Below are 18,178 nucleotides of genomic sequence, written 5' to 3' on the forward strand. Positions count from 1 at the left end.
ATCTAAGGATTGGGTTTAGTTGAGAAGATTTTCCAATTGTCCCCTCCACCTCCGCAACAACAGCAAGCTATTATTATGATCGGGTCGTCATCATCTAGTGGTTCTAAAATAGGCCCTTCTTCATACTCCTCAAATATCTCAAATTTAAATCCTTCCACCATCTACTTTCACCCCTCAACAAGTTTTTCATCTACATTTTTAGTGAAACGATAAATAAGTTTTACTGCAACTTATTTATAAAATCCTTGAAACTTTTTTATAAATGTCATGAAACCGTAATTAAAGAAAAAAGAGCAATAGTTATAAGTAACTTCATCAAAGGAACTAAGGGAGCAAAATGATTGAGTCAGTTAACTTGACTAAGTTTTATCCCCCTCCAATAAAATCGCTCTTTGACCTGAAGAGTTTGAGAGACTTTCTTGGAAAACCCAGAGAGAAAATCCCAGCCCTAATTGATTTAAATTTCAAAGTTAGAGAAGGTGAGATTTTTGGTCTTTTAGGTCCTAATGGTGCTGGGAAGACTACCTTTTGCAAGATTGCAAATGCTCTGGTGATTCCAACTCGAGGAAATCTTTACATTAATGGTTACGACTCAGTGAAGGAGCATGATAAAATCAAGGGCAAGATTTTCACAATTTTTGGTGGTGAGAGAAATTTGTTTGGACTCTTTCAATGGCGTGTAAGCGTGGAGAAGAACTTGAAATTTATTGCAGAACTCTGGGGAATTCCTAAAGGTGAAGCTGAAAAGAGGATTAACTATGCTTTGGAGCTTTTGAATCTCAGGGATAAGAGGGATGAGTGGTATCAAAAGCTTTCCGCCGGAATGAGGCAGAAAGTCTATCTCGCACTACCGTTTATTATTCAGCCTGAAGTTTTGATTCTGGATGAACCAACTGTCTATCTTGATGTTTTTACAAGGAGGGAAGTCTGGAATGCTATTTTAGAACTATCCAGAGATTTTGGAACTACAATAATATTAACTACTCATAACTTGAAGGAGGCCGAAACCTTGTGCGATAGAGTCCTGATTTTCAACAAAAAGAAAATCGCTGAAGGCAAACCAAAAGAACTAATCGAAAAATTTCAAGCTTTAAAAGCAAGGAGAAGGCTTTTAGTCAAAGTTAGGGGGAAGGTTAAAACTGATGATTTTGAGGGGATTGCAGAAAAGGTTAACATATACAATCAAAATAGTTTAACTTACCTAGAACTCTATATCCAAGAGGAACACATTAGAGAAGTTCTTAGGATCTTGGCAAATTACAATGTAGTTGATCTGCAAAATGAAGCCGCAAGTCTTGAGGATGTCTTTACTCAACTTATAAAATGCTAATGGCATCTTTAATTCTACCTTTAACCCCATTACTCTTTCTTTTACTCTTGCTGAGCATTCATCTTTGCGGGCACTCTTTAAGCTCCCTTTACTTCATATAGCCACAAAATCTATTAAACTCTAATGCATTACAGTTTTATGCATAAAACTATAAGGTGGTATCATGTTCGTAAATAGAAGGGCGGAATTGAAGATACTACACTCCGCTTACGAGTCGTTAAAAAGAGGAGAAAAGGTTAACGTTGCAATTATTGGGCCGAGGAGAATCGGAAAGACGGAGCTCCTTCTAAAATTCAAGGAGGAAGTCAATGGAGTGGTTCCATACTTGAACCTACAACGCATCGGGAGCTTAGAGTCTTTTATCTTTGCATACACGAGGGAACTTCTCTACGAGATCGCCAAAGTTGTGGGAATGAGCATTGAGAGGAGTGACCTCTTAACGTGGGACGATCTACTAATCCTTTCGGCAAAGCTTGACCTTGAAAGAGAGGTTAAGGCCATCAGAGATGGAACTCTTGAGACCCTCTTTGAAATGCAGGAGGCAATTTTAGAGAAAACGGGGCAAAAGGCCGTTTTCATATTGGACGAGTTCCAGGAAGTCGTTAACTTCAAAGGCTTCCTAGAGACGATGCGTGCTGTCACGGAAAAGCAGAGAAACATTGCGTACTTTATTTCTGGTTCTGCCGTGAGGATGATGGAAGAAATCTTAGCTCCAAAGAATCCTTTCTTTGGCCAGTTTAAGCGAGTTTATCTCAGAGGATTGCCAAAAGAGGACACAATAGAACTCGCAAAGACAACGTTGGAGAGGGCAGGAATAGAGGCAACTCACTCGGCGCTTGAGTTGATATATAAACTCACTCAGGGGCATCCATTCTATGTTTTGGCCCTCTGTAGGCGTCTAATTGAAGAGGGATTTGAGAAAGTTAAGAGTAGAGATGTTTACTATGCCTTTCTCACCGAACTCTTGAGCGAGAAGGGTGACATCTACATGCACCTTGAGTATCTCTTCAACGAGTCACTATCGAGGGCCTATAAAGGGCCGATACACAAGCAAATTCTACTCATACTGGCTCAAGAGGAAGGTCTAAGGCTCTCAGAAATCGCAAGACGCTTGAACAAGCCCAGCGGTGAGGTGTCGAACTATCTAAAGTTCCTTCTGAGGACGGATCTAATATTAAAGCAGGGGGAGAGGTATTACTTCACCGATAAGCTCATGCGTTTTTGGCTTGCAAAGACCTACCTTGGCATCACCGAGCTTGAGCTTAGGCGGGAGAGATTCTTGGAAGAGTTAGTTAGGGAGCTTGAAGAGAAGTACCTCAAGGCGAAGAAAGAGCTTGGAATTGCAAAGGAAGCAATGATCAGGGAGAGGATGAGGGAAATTTTTGACATAGATTTCAAGCCCTATAGGAGGGGCGATGTCGAGTTTGATGGCGTCGCCTTTAGAGATGGGGTCTACGTGCTCGAGATCAAGTGGAGGAACAGACCTGCAACTTATAAAGATGTGAAGGATTTCATCAGGAAAGTCAAAGGTGAGTTTGGATCTGCGACGATGTTCTTCTTCTCAAGATCTGGCTTCACCGAGAAGGCTAAAGAGCTATGTGAGAAGGAAGGGGTTAAGATGCTTACGCCTAAAGACTTGGGAATTTCATGAGAAATAAGAATCGAAAGGCGTAAATAAATGCAAGGAGCTGTATCGAGAAGCATGCCTAAATCCTTTTAAAAATAAATAATATTCCTAAAATCGGGTGGTGAGATGAAGATACTGTGGGCCCCATGGCGAATTGAGTACATAAGGGCACCGAAGCATGAAGGTTGCATATTCTGCGACTTTCCCAGGGAGAACAGGGACAGGGAAAGGCTCATCCTCTACAGGGGGAAGCACGCGTTCATCATAATGAACAATTACCCATACAACCCAGGGCACGTTATGGTGGCTCCTTACAGGCACGTTGCTAGTGTAGAGGACCTAACCGATGAGGAGATGTTAGAAATAATGAAGCTCGCTGCACTTATAATGAAGGCAATAAGGAAAGTTATGAAGCCAGATGGCTTTAACCTCGGCTTCAACATAGGGAAGGTTGCAGGGGCAGGAGTTGATGGACATGTTCATCTTCACATAGTTCCCAGGTGGAATGGAGATACAAACTTCATGCCAGTAATAGCGGACACAAAAGTAATTCCTGAGTCACTGGAGCAAGCATATGAAGAGCTCAAGAAAGCTTTAGAGGAGATAGAAAATGCTGAGTGAAAGAGAGCTTGAGCGATACGACAGACAGATAATGATCTTCGGCATTGAAGGACAGGAAAAGCTGAAAAAAGCCAATGTTGCTGTTGTTGGAGTAGGAGGACTAGGCAGCCCTGTCGCCTATTACCTAGCTGCTGCCGGAGTTGGAACAATTCTCTTAATAGACGAGCAGACTCCAGAGCTCAGCAACTTAAACAGACAGATACTCCACTGGGAGGAGGATATTGAGAAAAACCCCAAACCAATATCCGCAAAGTGGAAACTTGAAAGGTTCAACTCGAACATAAAAATTGAGACATTTGTTGGGAGGTTAAGTGAGGAGAACATCGACGAAGTTCTCTCCGGGGTTGATGTAATCGTTGATTGCCTGGATAACTTTGAGACAAGATACTTACTTGATGATTTTGCACACAAGAAGGGAATACCCCTCGTTCACGGGGCCGTAGAGGGGTTTTATGGACAAGTAACTACAATAATCCCAGGAAAGACAAAGAGACTCAGAGAAATATTTCCCAAGGTTAAAAAGAAGGGCAAATTCCCAATAGTCGGGGCAACCGCTGGAGTAATAGGAACTATCCAGGCAAGTGAGGTAATAAAGCTAATTACAGGATATGGCGAGCCACTTGCAAATAAGCTTTTGATTATAGACTTGGCGAACAACACCTACGAAATAATCGAAATTTAAATTAGGGCTCAGCCACTCTGGGGCCAATCATCGCCTTTGCTCAGCATTGGATTCAGTCGTCATCGCCTAAGTGAAAATACTTGATAGCACTTGAAAAATCTTTCCAAAAAGAAAAAGAAGAGAAACTTCCCCAAAATTTTACCTCACAACCTATATTTTACCACCCAAGCCTTATTTTAGCCCACCATGGTAGAAGTTTGGTTTTTATAAGATTTATCAAAAAGAATTTGGATAAATTTCAATTTTCTAGCTGGAAATAAGAAGGGTATTTGAAAGATAATCCAAAACATAAGTGTGGGAGATACTGTTAGGATAAGCTGTGGGGTGTCAGGTTTAAGTTACTGGCAGTACTTTAGAAAAAGAAGGGGGAACATGAAGTCTGAAACCATTATTTACTGGGTGGTTTCAGCCTTAAAACCCTTTCGTCGCAACAAAATCCCACCAGAAAAGAAAATCAGGGGAGTAGAATTATACCTGCGAGGCCTCAGTTACCGGCAAACCGCCAGAATACTCAAAATCAGTCACGTAACAGTCTGGGAGGCAGTCCAAAAACTCGCAGAAGCAGTTTACAAGCCAAAAATCCTCGCAGTCAAAAAACAGCGAAACTTCATCGCAGTTGACGAAACAGTAATAAAAATCAACGGGAAGAAAAGATACCTCTGGGCTGCAATTGACGTTGAGAGCAAGGAAGTTTTAGCAGTCTGGATTACGACTGTTAGAAACTGGTGGGTTGCCAGGGATTTCATTCTGGTTGTTTTAAAGTCGTGTGAAGGGCAGCCTGTCTTTCTGGTTGACAGGGCGAGCTGGTATAAGTCTGCTTTTAAGAGTTTGAGGTTGGGTTATCTGCATGTGACTTTCGGGCCGAGGAACAGTGTTGAGCGCTGGTTTAGGACGTTGAAGGAGAGGACGAAGCGTTTCTGGAATAATTTCAGGGGTAAAGACTGGAGGAGGGTTCATAGGTTTGTTTTTCTGTTTGCCTTCTGGTATAATTTTGTCAGAATTCATTCTAGTTTTGGTGATCCGCCTGGTGATGTTACTGAATGGCTTCAGGAGGTGATGCCCCAGTTATCCTAACAGTATCAGTGTGGGAACACCAAAAGTTTATATACTCCTCAGAAAATGTATGAGTGGCGGCGGGCTAGGCCGGGGGGTTCGGCGTCCCCTGTAACCGGAAACCGCCGATATGCCGGGGCCGAAGCCCGGGGGGCGGTTCCCAAAGCCGCTCCCAGAAGCCGAGGTCGAACGATGAGTCCTCGTCCCGCGGGGTGCCCGGTGGGGGAGGCACGGCTGAAGGGCCGTGCTAACCCCCTTTGGGCCCCGAACCCCGCAAGGCCCGGAAGGGAGCAGCGGTAGGGGCCACGGAGCACGCTCGCGGGGGTGCGGGGATGAGATAGGCCTCGGTGGATGGGAGCGGTGGAGGGTTCCCACCCTCGGGCGTGCCCGCCGCCGCTAGAAATTTTATATGGGTGGTAACTATGCATCCAAAAGTTCAATCTCTTCTATCAAAATTCCCTAGAGTTGAATTAATCCCATGGGAAACACCAATTCAATATTTGCCTAACATAAGCAAACTTGTAGGGGCTGATATTTACGTCAAAAGGGACGACCTCACAGGGCTTGGAATCGGAGGGAACAAAATTAGAAAACTGGAATACCTGCTGGGAGATGCAATAATAAGAAAAGCCGATGTAATAATAACTGTAGGTGCTGTACACTCAAACCACGCGTTTGTAACAGGCTTGGCAGCAAAAAAGTTAGGGTTTGATGTAGTTCTAGTTTTAAGAGGAAAGGAAGAATTAAGGGGAAACTACCTGCTGGACAAAATCATGGGGATAGAAACGAGAGTTTATGAAGCTAAAGATTCTTTTGAACTTATGAAATATGCTGAGGAAGTTGCCAAAGAACTAGAAGAAAAGGGAAGAAAGCCATATATAATACCTGTCGGAGGAGCTTCTCCGGTCGGAACATTGGGTTATGTTAGAGCTAGTGGAGAGATCGCAGAGCAGGGAAATAGAATTGGAGTTAACTTTGACAGCATTGTCGTTGCAACGGGTAGCGGAGGTACACTAGCTGGACTATCTGTAGGATTGGCAATTTTAAGGAAGGAAACAAGGGCAATTGGTATGGCAGTTGGAAAGTTTGGAGAGACGATGGTTAATAAAGTGGAAGAACTTGCAAAAGCAACTGGAGAGTTCATCGGAGTGAAAAATTTAAAGCTAAAAATTGAGCTCTATGATTACAGCTTTGGAGAATATGGAAAAATAACAAGGGAAGTTGCAGAAACCATTAGGCTAGTCGGAACAAAAGAAGGGGTAATCTTAGACCCTGTCTATACTGGAAAAGCATTCTACGGATTACTTGATCTCGCTAAAAAAGGAGAATTAGGGGAGAAAATACTGTTTATTCACACCGGAGGAATCTCTGGAACATTCCATTATGGGGACAAGATACTCTCATTCCTTTAGTAGTCTCAGACAACCGAGTGCTCATCATCATTCAGATAGTGCCGGTTTCGTCATCGACAGACAATTTGAAGCACCATCTGGGCAGGATCCCTTATTGCAGGACCAAGTCCCAGGATGTAGATTGCAAGATACCAGTAGTTCCTCTCATCCTGATCTGGAACGAAGTACTTTAAGATGTAATATACAGCCACAAGTATAAGAGTTATCCATGGGTAGTAAACATAAGCTCCGAAGATACTTGTAAGGTGATGCTCCACCCAGTGCACTTCCCTATAGTTGTAGAAGTGAATTGCAACAACGGTGGAGGCAATGTCATAATAATGGGCCAACACGGGATAAAGATAAAGTCTGTCAAATCCCTTAAACTTGTAGAAAGCCAAAACCACAGCAAAGCTTACACCTGTGTGGAGCAAAGTTAATTCATAAGGCTTCCAACACTTGGCGTTGGTAAATAATAGGTAATTCACATAAACTGCCAATATACTTCCCCAGAGAATTGTAAGCTTGGGGTAAAGCCTACCTTTAACATCAACTACTAGAACGGGGACGATAAGGAAAAATGCCGTAAAGAATATCCCAGGAGTCAGAATCCAAGGATTTGGCTCAACAACACCACCATCAACCAAAGCTCTTAGAGTAGCCCCAAAAATCGTCATCGGAGTTACTGCAAGAAATAATCTCTCATCAACTTTTATTTTAAGGGGCTTGATAATATACTTGTACGTGTAGATTACCGCAAACCCAAAAATTAGGGCATAAACGACTGTATTTATAGGGTTATATCCCTCTCTCGTATACATCGGTCTAATAAAATATTCCCACAGAAACTCCTTTACATCAACCACTGACTTCACCACTATCTAACACCACAGCTTAATTTTTAACCTTTCTATCCGAGGATAACATGGAAATGACGAAAGCAATAGTAAAAGAAAATCCCAGGATTGAAGAGATAAAAGAGTTATTGGAAGTTGCAGAGAGTAGGGAAGGGTTACTTACAATTTTTGCTAGGTGTACCGTTTATTATGAGGGAAGGGCCAAGAGTGAGCTTGGAGAAGGAGACAGGATTATAATAATAAAGCCTGATGGAAGCTTCCTTATCCACCAGAAGAAGAAAAGGGAGCCTGTCAATTGGCAACCCCCTGGGAGTAAAGTAAAAATGGAAGGAAACTCCTTAATTAGCATTAGAAGGAACCCAAAAGAAACACTCAAAGTTGATATAATTGAAGCATATGCAGCAGTTCTTTTCATGGCAGAGGACTATGAGGAGCTAACCCTAACTGGAAGTGAAGCAGAGATGGCTGAGCTCATTTTCCAAAATCCCAATGTTATCGAGGAAGGATTTAAACCAATGTTTAGAGAGAAGCCAATAAAGCATGGAATAGTTGATGTACTTGGCGTGGACAGAGAGGGAAATATAGTAGTTCTAGAACTGAAAAGGAGGAGGGCCGATTTACACGCGGTTAGTCAGTTAAAGAGGTACGTAGATGCACTAAAAGAAGAACATGGAAATAAAGTAAGAGGAATATTGGTGGCACCTTCTCTAACGGAAGGAGCTAAAAAGCTTTTAGAGAAACTTGGGCTAGAGTTTAGAAAGTTAGAACCTCCTAAAAAAGGTAAAAAGAAAAGTTCAAAGCAAAAAACTCTAGACTTCCTCAACCCATACTGATTTCATGATGCAGCATTTCTCTAACCTTAACAAAAACCACCCCATTCTTTTCCTGAACTTCCACAACTCTTCCCAAACCTACAAGCTTTAGCTGAACCCTACAAATACTTATCTCCCTTTCATCGCTCTCCTCCCAGGGGACTCTCTGGTGACTTTTTTCCATTCTTGTAACCATTGCAATTATTCCCTCAGTCCCTCTCATTACATCCTCCAACGATTCATAGGTTAGAAAAACTAAATCCCCTTCTTTGACTTTCTCAAGGGTCATGTAATTTCTAGCGTTTCTAATTTCCACTGTTCTAATTGGATTTCTCATTAGGGCATCAAGAGTTCTCCTCGCTATACCCGATAATAGGGGAATTTCAACCACCATATTTCCACCCCAGCCTAGAGGTACATGGTCTCATACTGTCTCTCCATCTTCCTTCTAGCTTCTTCCATCTGTTCGTGCATCCTTCTAAGCTGCTCCTCTATCATTTCGGCCTCTTTAAGTAAGGGCTCCACTGATACATTTAATCCAAGCATTTTATTCAAAACCTCCACAACATTTGCTGCCGCCCTGGGATCAGGCCTATCCCCAAAAGTCTCACCAAGTAGAACATAGCTTTTGAGTCCAGCTCTAGAGGCCTCCCACAGCAATTTTCCACTCATTCCAGTTATTGAACCATACTTGAGGATCTTCACTCCCAGGCTTTCCAATTCTTTGTTTTCTTCCTCACTTCCACCAATGCCCCACACTTCAAAAGTGTCCTTAAAGAATCCAATTCCCATCCCTGCTAAAGAGATTACTTTCTCTGCGTTAACCTTCTTGAGATAGTTGACGATCTCCTTTGCAATTTCGTTAACTAGTGTAGGTGGAAGAAATATGTCTGCAATTGCAATTATTATGTTATTCTTTCCGTAGAATCTAAGGGGAGGAGTTGGCCTACCCTCCAAGATGAGGCTCATGGGGGGGATAAAGAGGCTATCAACGTAACCAATGAGATCCATGTCGAGCTCCTTAGCTAAAAAATTAGCGGCAATATGCCCGACTAGTCCAACCCCTGGGTATCCCTCTATAAAAATCGCATTCTCGACCTCAGGGAGAACGAGATTAACTGGCTTTTTCTCTTCCATACCGCCCACCATTGTTAATTTAGTTCCAAAAGGTTATTAAAGTTTTGGACTTTAAAGTAACCCTTATATTCTCCTAAATACCAATTAAGACGGTGATAACTATGCCCAAGATAGGGATAATCGGTGGTTCTGGAGTTTATGGAATTTTTGAACCGAAGGAAACAGTTAAAGTACACACACCCTATGGAAGACCCTCAGCTCCAGTGGAAATAGGGGAAATAGAGGGAGTCGAAGTTGCATTTATACCCAGGCACGGAAAGTACCATGAGTTCCCACCCCATGAAGTCCCCTACAGGGCCAATATATGGGCTCTTCACGAGCTTGGAGTTGAGAGGGTCATAGCGGTAAACGCCGTGGGTTCTCTAAAGGAGGAATACAAACCTGGAGACATAGTTATAATCGACCAATTCATTGACTTCACAAAGAAGAGGGAATACACATTCTACAATGGACCAAGAGTTGCTCACATCAGTATGGCCGATCCATTCTGTCCAGAGCTAAGAAGAATTTTCATCGAGACTGCAAAGGAGCTCAACCTGCCCGTTCATGAAAAGGGAACGTACATCTGTATAGAAGGACCGAGGTTCTCAACTAGGGCCGAGTCAAGAATGTTCAGACAGTTTGCAGATGTTATAGGAATGACTCTAGTTCCAGAGGTCAACTTGGCTAGAGAGTTGGGAATGTGTTACGTAAACATTTCAACGGTAACTGACTACGATGTTTGGGCCGAAAAGCCAGTTGATGCTCAAGAAGTTCTTAGAGTCATGAAGGAGAACGAAGAGAAAGTCCAAAAGCTTTTAAAAAGAGCAATTCCAAAGATTCCAGAAGAGAGAAAATGTGGTTGTGCAGATGTTCTCAAGACGATGTTTGTGTGAACTTTTTTATCTCCTATTTACTTTGTAACTTTGTAGCTGCAAACCACCTGGGATGCTAAATTTTTCAGCAAAATATAGAAACGTTTCTATGTTGATCTTAAAAACCCCCCAGAGTTTCATTTCCACTGGAACCAGGTTTTGAAAGGTAAGCAATTTTCACGAGTATTACATAAGCCAACGCAAAACTTATAAAGAATTTTACATTTATCTAATGAACATTTATTCAGTAATTAGCCATAATAACTTGTAAAAAAATGAAAAAACTTTCATTATTTTCTGCTTTCTGTTATAAATACGTTCAAAGAAAAATATTTAAATATGCAGTCTACTTAATATGGGAGAGTGTTTGTCACCAGAAAAAATTTATTTTTTCTGGTGTTTGCCGCCCGGCTCCAGTGGAAATGAAACTCTGGGGGACTTCACTTCTGTTTAATAATTGGAAAATGTTAAACAAATTAGATTAATCTAATGAACTAAAAGGTGCAATAATGAACAAATTTTAATGACCATAAATGTTCATTTTGTCTCCACAGGAAATCTGAAGTTCCTGTAGAAATATGTAAACATCAAATGTCCAAAGATGTTCATTCGCTTATCTCATTTCCTGTGGAAGTTTTGGGCTGGGTGTGGAACTTCCACTGGAAAATATTGACATGTTTTTGTCAAGCAAAGGATAAAAACTCAACAGTTAAAGGAATAGTTGCCTTTCCAATGTTTCCTCTATTTCCAATGGAGATACTATATATCTATGGCATTTATCATAACTAAATTATTACATTTAGTTATATGGATGGGGGAAAAATTAACAACATGTGTTATGTTTCCTCTGGAAAATTGATCTATAATAATCTAGGAGCACAATTTCCAATGGAGGGTCATCAATGAACGAAGGTGAACATCAAATAAAGCTTGACGAGCTATTCGAAAAGTTGCTCCGAGCTAGGAAGATATTCAAAAACAAAGATGTCCTTAGGCATAGCTATATTCCCAAGGATCTACCTCACAGACATGAGCAAATAGAAACTCTCGCCCAAATTTTAGTACCAGTTCTCAGAGGAGAAACTCCATCAAACATATTCGTTTATGGGAAGACTGGAACTGGAAAGACTGTAACTGTAAAATTTGTAACTGAAGAGCTGAAAAGAATATCTGAAAAATACAACATTCCAGTTGATGTGATCTACATTAATTGTGAGATTGTCGATACTCACTATAGAGTTCTTGCTAACATAGTTAACTACTTCAAAGATGAGACTGGGATTGAAGTTCCAATGGTAGGTTGGCCTACCGATGAAGTTTACGCAAAGCTTAAGCAGGTTATAGATATGAAGGAGAGGTTTGTGATAATTGTGTTGGATGAAATTGACAAGTTGGTAAAGAAGAGTGGTGATGAGGTTCTCTATTCATTAACAAGAATAAATACTGAACTTAAAAGGGCTAAAGTGAGTGTAATTGGTATATCAAACGACCTTAAATTTAAAGAGTATCTAGATCCAAGAGTTCTCTCAAGTTTGAGTGAGGAAGAGGTGGTATTCCCACCCTATGATGCAAATCAGCTTAGGGATATACTGACCCAAAGAGCTGAAGAGGCCTTTTATCCTGGGGTTTTAGACGAAGGTGTGATTCCCCTCTGTGCAGCATTAGCTGCTAGAGAGCATGGAGATGCAAGAAAGGCACTTGACCTTCTAAGAGTTGCAGGGGAAATAGCGGAAAGAGAAGGGGCAAGTAAAGTAACTGAAAAGCATGTTTGGAAAGCCCAGGAAAAGATTGAACAGGACATGATGGAGGAGGTAATAAAAACTCTACCCCTTCAGTCAAAAGTTCTCCTCTATGCCATAGTTCTTTTGGACGAAAACGGCGATTTACCAGCAAATACTGGGGATGTTTACGCTGTTTATAGGGAATTGTGCGAGTACATTGACTTGGAACCTCTCACCCAAAGAAGGATAAGTGATCTAATTAATGAGCTTGACATGCTTGGAATAATAAATGCAAAAGTTGTTAGTAAGGGGAGATATGGGAGGACAAAGGAAATAAGGCTTAACGTTACCTCATATAAGATAAGAAATGTGCTGAGATATGATTACTCTATTCAGCCCCTCCTCACAATTTCCCTTAAGAGTGAGCAGAGGAGGTTGATCTAATGGATGAATTTGTAAAATCACTTCTAAAAGCTAACTATCTAATAACTCCCTCTGCCTACTATCTCTTGAGAGAATACTATGAAAAAGGTGAATTCTCAATTGTGGAGCTGGTAAAATTTGCAAGATCAAGAGAGAGCTACATAATTACTGATGCTTTAGCAACAGAATTCCTTAAAGTTAAAGGCCTTGAACCAATTCTTCCAGTGGAAACAAAGGGGGGTTTTGTTTCCACTGGAGAGTCCCAAAAAGAGCAGTCTTATGAAGAGTCTTTTGGGACTAAAGAAGAAATTTCCCAGGAGATTAAAGAAGGAGAGAGTTTTATTTCCACTGGAAGTGAACCACTTGAAGAGGAGCTCAATAGCATTGGAATTGAGGAAATTGGGGCAAATGAAGAGTTAGTTTCTAATGGAAATGACAATGGTGGAGAGGCAATTGTCTTTGACAAATATGGCTATCCAATGGTATATGCTCCAGAAGAAATAGAGGTTGAGGAGAAGGAGTACTCGAAGTATGAAGATCTGACAATACCCATGAACCCCGACTTCAATTATGTGGAAATAAAGGAAGATTATGATGTTGTCTTCGATGTTAGGAATGTAAAGCTGAAGCCTCCTAAGGTAAAGAACGGTAATGGGAAGGAAGGTGAAATAATTGTTGAAGCTTATGCTTCTCTCTTCAGGAGTAGGTTGAAGAAGTTAAGGAAAATACTAAGGGAAAATCCTGAATTGGACAATGTTGTTGATATTGGGAAGCTGAAGTATGTGAAGGAAGATGAAACCGTGACAATAATAGGGCTTGTCAATTCCAAGAGGGAAGTGAATAAAGGATTGATATTTGAAATAGAAGATCTCACAGGAAAGGTTAAAGTTTTCTTGCCGAAAGATTCGGAAGATTATAGGGAGGCATTTAAGGTTCTTCCAGATGCCGTCGTCGCTTTTAAGGGGGTGTATTCAAAGAGGGGAATTTTGTACGCCAACAAGTTTTACCTTCCAGACGTTCCCCTCTATAGGAGACAAAAGCCTCCACTGGAAGAGAAAGTTTATGCTATTCTCATAAGTGATATACACGTCGGAAGTAAAGAGTTCTGCGAAAATGCCTTCATAAAGTTCTTAGAGTGGCTCAATGGAAACGTTGAAACTAAGGAAGAGGAAGAAATCGTGAGTAGGGTTAAGTATCTAATCATTGCAGGAGATGTTGTTGATGGTGTTGGCGTTTATCCGGGCCAGTATGCCGACTTGACGATTCCAGATATATTCGACCAGTATGAGGCCCTCGCAAACCTTCTCTCTCACGTTCCTAAGCACATAACAATGTTCATTGCCCCAGGAAACCACGATGCTGCTAGGCAAGCTATTCCCCAACCAGAATTCTACAAAGAGTATGCAAAACCTATATACAAGCTCAAGAACGCCGTGATAATAAGCAATCCTGCTGTAATAAGACTACATGGTAGGGACTTTCTGATAGCTCATGGTAGGGGGATAGAGGATGTCGTTGGAAGTGTTCCTGGGTTGACCCATCACAAGCCCGGCCTCCCAATGGTTGAACTATTGAAGATGAGGCATGTAGCTCCAATGTTTGGAGGAAAGGTTCCAATAGCTCCTGATCCAGAAGATTTGCTTGTTATAGAAGAAGTTCCTGATGTAGTTCACATGGGTCACGTTCACGTTTACGATGCGGTAGTTTATAGGGGAGTTCAGCTGGTTAACTCCGCCACCTGGCAGGCTCAGACCGAGTTCCAGAAGATGGTGAACATAGTTCCAACGCCTGCAAAGGTTCCCGTTGTTGATATTGATACTGCAAAAGTTGTCAAGGTTTTGGACTTTAGTGGGTGGTGCTGATGGAGCTTCCAAAGGAAATTGAGGAGTATTTTGAGATGCTTCAAAGGGAAATTGACAAAGCTTACGAGATTGCTAAGAAGGCTAGGAGTCAGGGTAAAGACCCCTCAACCGATGTTGAGATTCCCCAGGCTACAGACATGGCTGGAAGAGTTGAGAGCTTAGTTGGCCCTCCCGGAGTTGCTCAGAGAATTAGGGAGCTTTTAAAAGAGTATGATAAGGAAATTGTTGCTTTAAAGATAGTTGATGAGATAATTGAGGGCAAATTTGGTGATTTTGGAAGTAAAGAGAAGTACGCTGAACAGGCTGTAAGGACAGCCTTGGCAATATTAACTGAGGGTATTGTTTCTGCTCCACTTGAGGGTATAGCTGATGTTAAAATCAAGCGAAACACCTGGGCTGATAACTCTGAATACCTCGCCCTTTACTATGCTGGGCCAATTAGGAGTTCTGGTGGAACTGCTCAAGCTCTCAGTGTACTTGTTGGTGATTACGTTAGGCGAAAGCTTGGCCTTGATAGGTTTAAGCCAAGTGGGAAGCATATAGAGAGAATGGTTGAGGAAGTTGACCTCTATCATAGAGCTGTTTCAAGGCTTCAATATCATCCCTCACCTGATGAAGTGAGATTAGCAATGAGGAATATTCCCATAGAAATCACTGGTGAAGCCACTGACGATGTGGAGGTTTCCCATAGAGATGTAGAGGGAGTTGAGACAAATCAGCTGAGAGGAGGAGCGATCCTAGTTTTGGCGGAGGGTGTTCTCCAGAAGGCTAAAAAGCTCGTGAAATACATTGACAAGATGGGGATTGATGGATGGGAGTGGCTTAAAGAGTTTGTAGAGGCTAAAGAAAAAGGTGAAGAAATCGAAGAGAGTGAAAGTAAAGCCGAGGAGTCAAAAGTTGAAACAAGGGTGGAGGTAGAGAAGGGATTCTACTACAAGCTCTATGAGAAATTTAGGGCTGAGATTGCCCCAAGCGAAAAGTATGCAAAGGAAATAATTGGTGGGAGGCCGTTATTCGCTGGACCCTCGGAAAATGGGGGATTTAGGCTTAGATATGGTAGAAGTAGGGTGAGTGGATTTGCAACATGGAGCATAAATCCAGCAACAATGGTTTTGGTTGACGAGTTCTTGGCCATTGGAACTCAAATGAAAACCGAGAGGCCTGGGAAAGGTGCAGTAGTGACTCCAGCAACAACCGCTGAAGGGCCGATTGTTAAGCTAAAGGATGGGAGTGTTGTTAGGGTTGATGATTACAACTTGGCCCTCAAAATAAGGGATGAAGTCGAAGAGATACTTTATTTGGGAGATGCAATCATAGCCTTTGGAGACTTTGTGGAGAACAATCAAACTCTCCTTCCTGCAAACTATGTAGAGGAGTGGTGGATCCAAGAGTTCGTAAAGGCCGTTAATGAGGCATATGAAGTTGAGCTTAGACCCTTTGAGGAAAATCCCAGGGAGAGCGTTGAGGAAGCAGCAGAGTACCTTGAAGTTGACCCAGAATTCTTGGCTAAGATGCTTTACGATCCTCTAAGGGTTAAGCCTCCCGTGGAGCTAGCCATACACTTCTCGGAAATCCTGGAAATTCCTCTCCACCCATACTACACCCTTTATTGGAATACTGTAAATCCTAAAGATGTTGAAAGACTTTGGGGAGTATTAAAAGACAAGGCCACCATAGAATGGGGCACTTTCAGAGGTATAAAGTTTGCAAAGAAAATTGAAATTAGCCTGGACGACCTGGGAAGTCTTAAGAGAACCCTAGAGCTCCTGGGACTTCCTCATACGGTAAGAGAAGGGATTGTAGTGGTTGATTATCCGTGGAGTGCAGCTCTTCTCACTCCATTGGGCAATCTTGAATGGGAGTTTAAGGCCAAGCCCTTCTACACTGTAATAGACATCATTAACGAGAACAATCAGATAAAGCTCAGGGACAGGGGAATAAGCTGGATAGGGGCAAGAATGGGAAGGCCAGAGAAGGCAAAAGAAAGAAAAATGAAGCCACCTGTTCAAGTCCTCTTCCCAATTGGCTTGGCAGGGGGTTCTAGCAGAGATATAAAGAAGGCTGCTGAAGAGGGAAAAATAGCTGAAGTTGAGATTGCTTTCTTCAAGTGTCCGAAGTGTGGCCATGTAGGGCCTGAAACTCTCTGTCCCGAGTGTGGGATTAGGAAAGAGTTGATATGGACATGTCCCAAGTGTGGGGCTGAATACACCAATTCCCAGGCTGAGGGGTACTCGTATTCATGTCCAAAGTGCAATGTGAAGCTAAAGCCATTCACAAAGAGGAAGATAAAGCCCTCAGAGCTCTTAAACAGGGCCATGGAAAACGTGAAGGTTTATGGAGTTGACAAGCTTAAGGGCGTAATGGGAATGACTTCTGGCTGGAAGATTGCAGAGCCGCTGGAGAAAGGTCTTTTGAGAGCAAAAAATGAAGTTTACGTCTTTAAGGATGGAACCATAAGATTTGATGCCACAGATGCTCCAATAACTCACTTTAGGCCTAGGGAGATAGGAGTTTCAGTGGAAAAGCTGAGAGAGCTTGGCTACACCCATGACTTCGAAGGGAAACCTCTGGTGAGTGAAGACCAGATAGTTGAGCTTAAGCCCCAAGATGTAATCCTCTCAAAGGAGGCTGGCAAGTACCTCTTAAGAGTGGCCAGGTTTGTTGATGATCTTCTTGAGAAGTTCTACGGACTTCCCAGGTTCTACAACGCCGAAAAAATGGAGGATTTAATTGGTCACCTAGTGATAGGATTGGCCCCTCACACTTCAGCCGGAATCGTGGGGAGGATAATAGGCTTTGTAGATGCTCTGGTTGGCTACGCTCACCCCTACTTCCATGCGGCCAAGAGAAGGAACTGTGATGGAGATGAGGATAGTGTAATGCTACTCCTTGATGCCCTATTGAACTTCTCCAGATACTACCTCCCCGAAAAAAGAGGAGGAAAAATGGACGCTCCTCTTGTCATAACCACGAGGCTTGATCCAAGAGAGGTGGACAGTGAAGTGCACAACATGGATGTCGTTAGATACTATCCATTAGAGTTCTATGAAGCAACTTACGAGCTTAAATCACCAAAGGAACTTGTGGGAGTTATAGAGAGAGTTGAAGATAGATTAGGAAAGCCTGAAATGTATTACGGAATAAAGTTCACCCACGATACCGACGACATAGCTCTAGGACCAAAGATGAGCCTCTACAAGCAGTTGGGAGATATGGAGGAGAAAGTGAAGAGGCAATTGACATTGGCAGAGAGAATTAGAGCTGTGGATCAACACTATGTTGCTGAAACAATCCTCAACTCCCACTTAATTCCCGACTTGAGGGGTAACCTAAGGAGCTTTACTAGACAAGAATTTCGCTGTGTGAAGTGTAACACAAAGTACAGAAGGCCGCCCTTGGATGGAAAATGCCCAGTCTGTGGAGGAAAGATAGTGCTGACAGTTAGCAAAGGAGCCATTGAAAAGTACTTGGGGACTGCCAAGATGCTCGTAGCTAACTACAACGTAAAGCCATATACAAGGCAGAGAATATGCTTGACGGAGAAGGATATTGATTCACTCTTTGAGTACTTATTCCCAGAAGCCCAGTTAACGCTCATTGTAGATCCAAACGACATCTGTATGAAAATGATCAAGGAAAGAACGGGGGAAACAGTTCAAGGAGGCCTGCTTGAGAACTTTAATTCCTCTGGAAATAATGGGAAGAAAATAGAGAAGAAGGAGAAAAAGGCAAAGGAAAAGCCTAAAAAGAAGAAAGTTATAAGCTTGGACGACTTCTTCTCCAAACGCTGACCACAACTTTTAAGTTC

15 protein-coding genes and 2 other RNA genes are annotated in these 18,178 nt (G+C 42.2%); 12 read left to right on the forward strand and 5 right to left on the reverse strand.

What is annotated here, in order from left to right; genetic code table 11:
* Positions 1–2: 2 nt before the first annotated feature.
* A complete protein-coding gene (locus ACMFNG_RS02985; protein ID WP_020953572.1) occupies positions 3–161 on the reverse strand; it encodes a hypothetical protein in 159 nt (52 codons plus the stop codon).
* 176 nt (positions 162–337) lie between these two features.
* Between ACMFNG_RS02985 and ACMFNG_RS02990 the strand changes: the two genes are divergently transcribed.
* The 7 genes from ACMFNG_RS02990 (at position 338) to ACMFNG_RS03020 (ending at position 6,725) form a co-directional block, all read left to right on the forward strand.
* Positions 338–1,330 carry an ABC transporter ATP-binding protein gene (locus ACMFNG_RS02990; protein ID WP_011011118.1) on the forward strand — a complete coding sequence of 331 codons (993 nt, stop codon included), beginning with the start codon at positions 338–340 and terminating at the stop codon, positions 1,328–1,330.
* Between the two features lie 163 nt (positions 1,331–1,493).
* The gene (locus tag ACMFNG_RS02995) at positions 1,494–2,981 is read left to right on the forward strand and encodes an AAA family ATPase (protein WP_011011119.1); all 1,488 of its coding nucleotides are present in this window, start codon (positions 1,494–1,496) and stop codon (positions 2,979–2,981) included.
* 102 nt (positions 2,982–3,083) lie between these two features.
* Entirely contained in the window at positions 3,084–3,578 is a 495-nt protein-coding gene (locus ACMFNG_RS03000) for an HIT family protein (protein ID WP_011011120.1), read from the forward strand.
* Complete coding sequence (locus ACMFNG_RS03005) at positions 3,568–4,260, forward strand: ThiF family adenylyltransferase (RefSeq protein ID WP_011011121.1); 693 nt, start codon at positions 3,568–3,570, stop codon at positions 4,258–4,260. Before ACMFNG_RS03000 ends, ACMFNG_RS03005 begins: the two co-directional genes overlap by 11 nt.
* Positions 4,261–4,632: 372 nt before the next feature.
* Positions 4,633–5,334, forward strand: coding sequence for an IS6-like element ISPfu1 family transposase (locus ACMFNG_RS03010; RefSeq protein ID WP_011011522.1), 702 nt, complete (start codon positions 4,633–4,635; stop codon positions 5,332–5,334).
* Positions 5,335–5,391: 57 nt separating this feature from the next.
* Positions 5,392–5,706, forward strand: an RNA gene (ffs, locus tag ACMFNG_RS03015) — signal recognition particle sRNA.
* Positions 5,707–5,735: 29 nt separating this feature from the next.
* Positions 5,736–6,725, forward strand: a complete 990-nt coding sequence (locus ACMFNG_RS03020; protein ID WP_011011122.1) for a pyridoxal-phosphate dependent enzyme — start codon at positions 5,736–5,738, stop codon at positions 6,723–6,725.
* Between the two features lie 2 nt (positions 6,726–6,727).
* Here the strand turns inward: ACMFNG_RS03020 and ACMFNG_RS03025 are convergent.
* Together ACMFNG_RS03025 and ACMFNG_RS03030 are read right to left on the reverse strand one after the other, a co-directional pair.
* Positions 6,728–6,783: C/D box small nucleolar RNA (locus ACMFNG_RS03025), an RNA gene on the reverse strand.
* On the reverse strand, positions 6,776–7,570 hold the full coding sequence (locus tag ACMFNG_RS03030; RefSeq protein WP_014835499.1) for a DUF63 family protein: 795 nt from the start codon (positions 7,568–7,570) through the stop codon (positions 6,776–6,778). Before ACMFNG_RS03030 ends, ACMFNG_RS03025 begins: the two co-directional genes overlap by 8 nt.
* A 65-nt stretch (positions 7,571–7,635) precedes the next feature.
* Here ACMFNG_RS03030 and nucS point away from each other — a divergent pair, with 65 nt between their 5' ends.
* A complete protein-coding gene (nucS, locus tag ACMFNG_RS03035; RefSeq protein WP_048192937.1) occupies positions 7,636–8,394 on the forward strand; it encodes an endonuclease NucS in 759 nt (252 codons plus the stop codon).
* Here the strand turns inward: nucS and ACMFNG_RS03040 are convergent.
* Together ACMFNG_RS03040 and ACMFNG_RS03045 are read right to left on the reverse strand one after the other, a co-directional pair.
* On the reverse strand, positions 8,381–8,767 hold the full coding sequence (locus ACMFNG_RS03040) for a DUF473 domain-containing protein (RefSeq protein ID WP_011011126.1): 387 nt from the start codon (positions 8,765–8,767) through the stop codon (positions 8,381–8,383). The genes nucS and ACMFNG_RS03040 overlap by 14 nt on opposite strands.
* A gap of 14 nt (positions 8,768–8,781) precedes the next feature.
* Positions 8,782–9,510 carry a proteasome assembly chaperone family protein gene (locus ACMFNG_RS03045; RefSeq protein ID WP_011011127.1) on the reverse strand — a complete coding sequence of 243 codons (729 nt, stop codon included), beginning with the start codon at positions 9,508–9,510 and terminating at the stop codon, positions 8,782–8,784.
* 101 nt (positions 9,511–9,611) lie between these two features.
* Here ACMFNG_RS03045 and ACMFNG_RS03050 point away from each other — a divergent pair, with 101 nt between their 5' ends.
* The 4 genes from ACMFNG_RS03050 (at position 9,612) to ACMFNG_RS03065 (ending at position 18,161) form a co-directional block, all read left to right on the forward strand.
* The gene (locus ACMFNG_RS03050) at positions 9,612–10,385 is read left to right on the forward strand and encodes an S-methyl-5'-thioadenosine phosphorylase (protein WP_011011128.1); all 774 of its coding nucleotides are present in this window, start codon (positions 9,612–9,614) and stop codon (positions 10,383–10,385) included.
* Positions 10,386–11,266: 881 nt separating this feature from the next.
* A complete protein-coding gene (locus ACMFNG_RS03055) occupies positions 11,267–12,529 on the forward strand; it encodes an ORC1-type DNA replication protein (RefSeq protein ID WP_430515196.1) in 1,263 nt (420 codons plus the stop codon).
* Positions 12,529–14,370, forward strand: a complete 1,842-nt coding sequence (locus ACMFNG_RS03060) for a DNA-directed DNA polymerase II small subunit (RefSeq protein ID WP_011011130.1) — start codon at positions 12,529–12,531, stop codon at positions 14,368–14,370. The genes ACMFNG_RS03055 and ACMFNG_RS03060 overlap by 1 nt, the downstream gene beginning before the upstream one ends.
* Positions 14,370–18,161, forward strand: a complete 3,792-nt coding sequence (locus ACMFNG_RS03065) for a DNA polymerase II large subunit (RefSeq protein WP_014835497.1) — start codon at positions 14,370–14,372, stop codon at positions 18,159–18,161. Before ACMFNG_RS03060 ends, ACMFNG_RS03065 begins: the two co-directional genes overlap by 1 nt.
* Positions 18,162–18,178 lie beyond the last annotated feature (17 nt).

Source organism: Pyrococcus woesei, from assembly GCF_050496105.1.
In the GTDB taxonomy this organism is placed as follows: Archaea; Methanobacteriota_B; Thermococci; order Thermococcales; family Thermococcaceae; genus Pyrococcus; species Pyrococcus furiosus.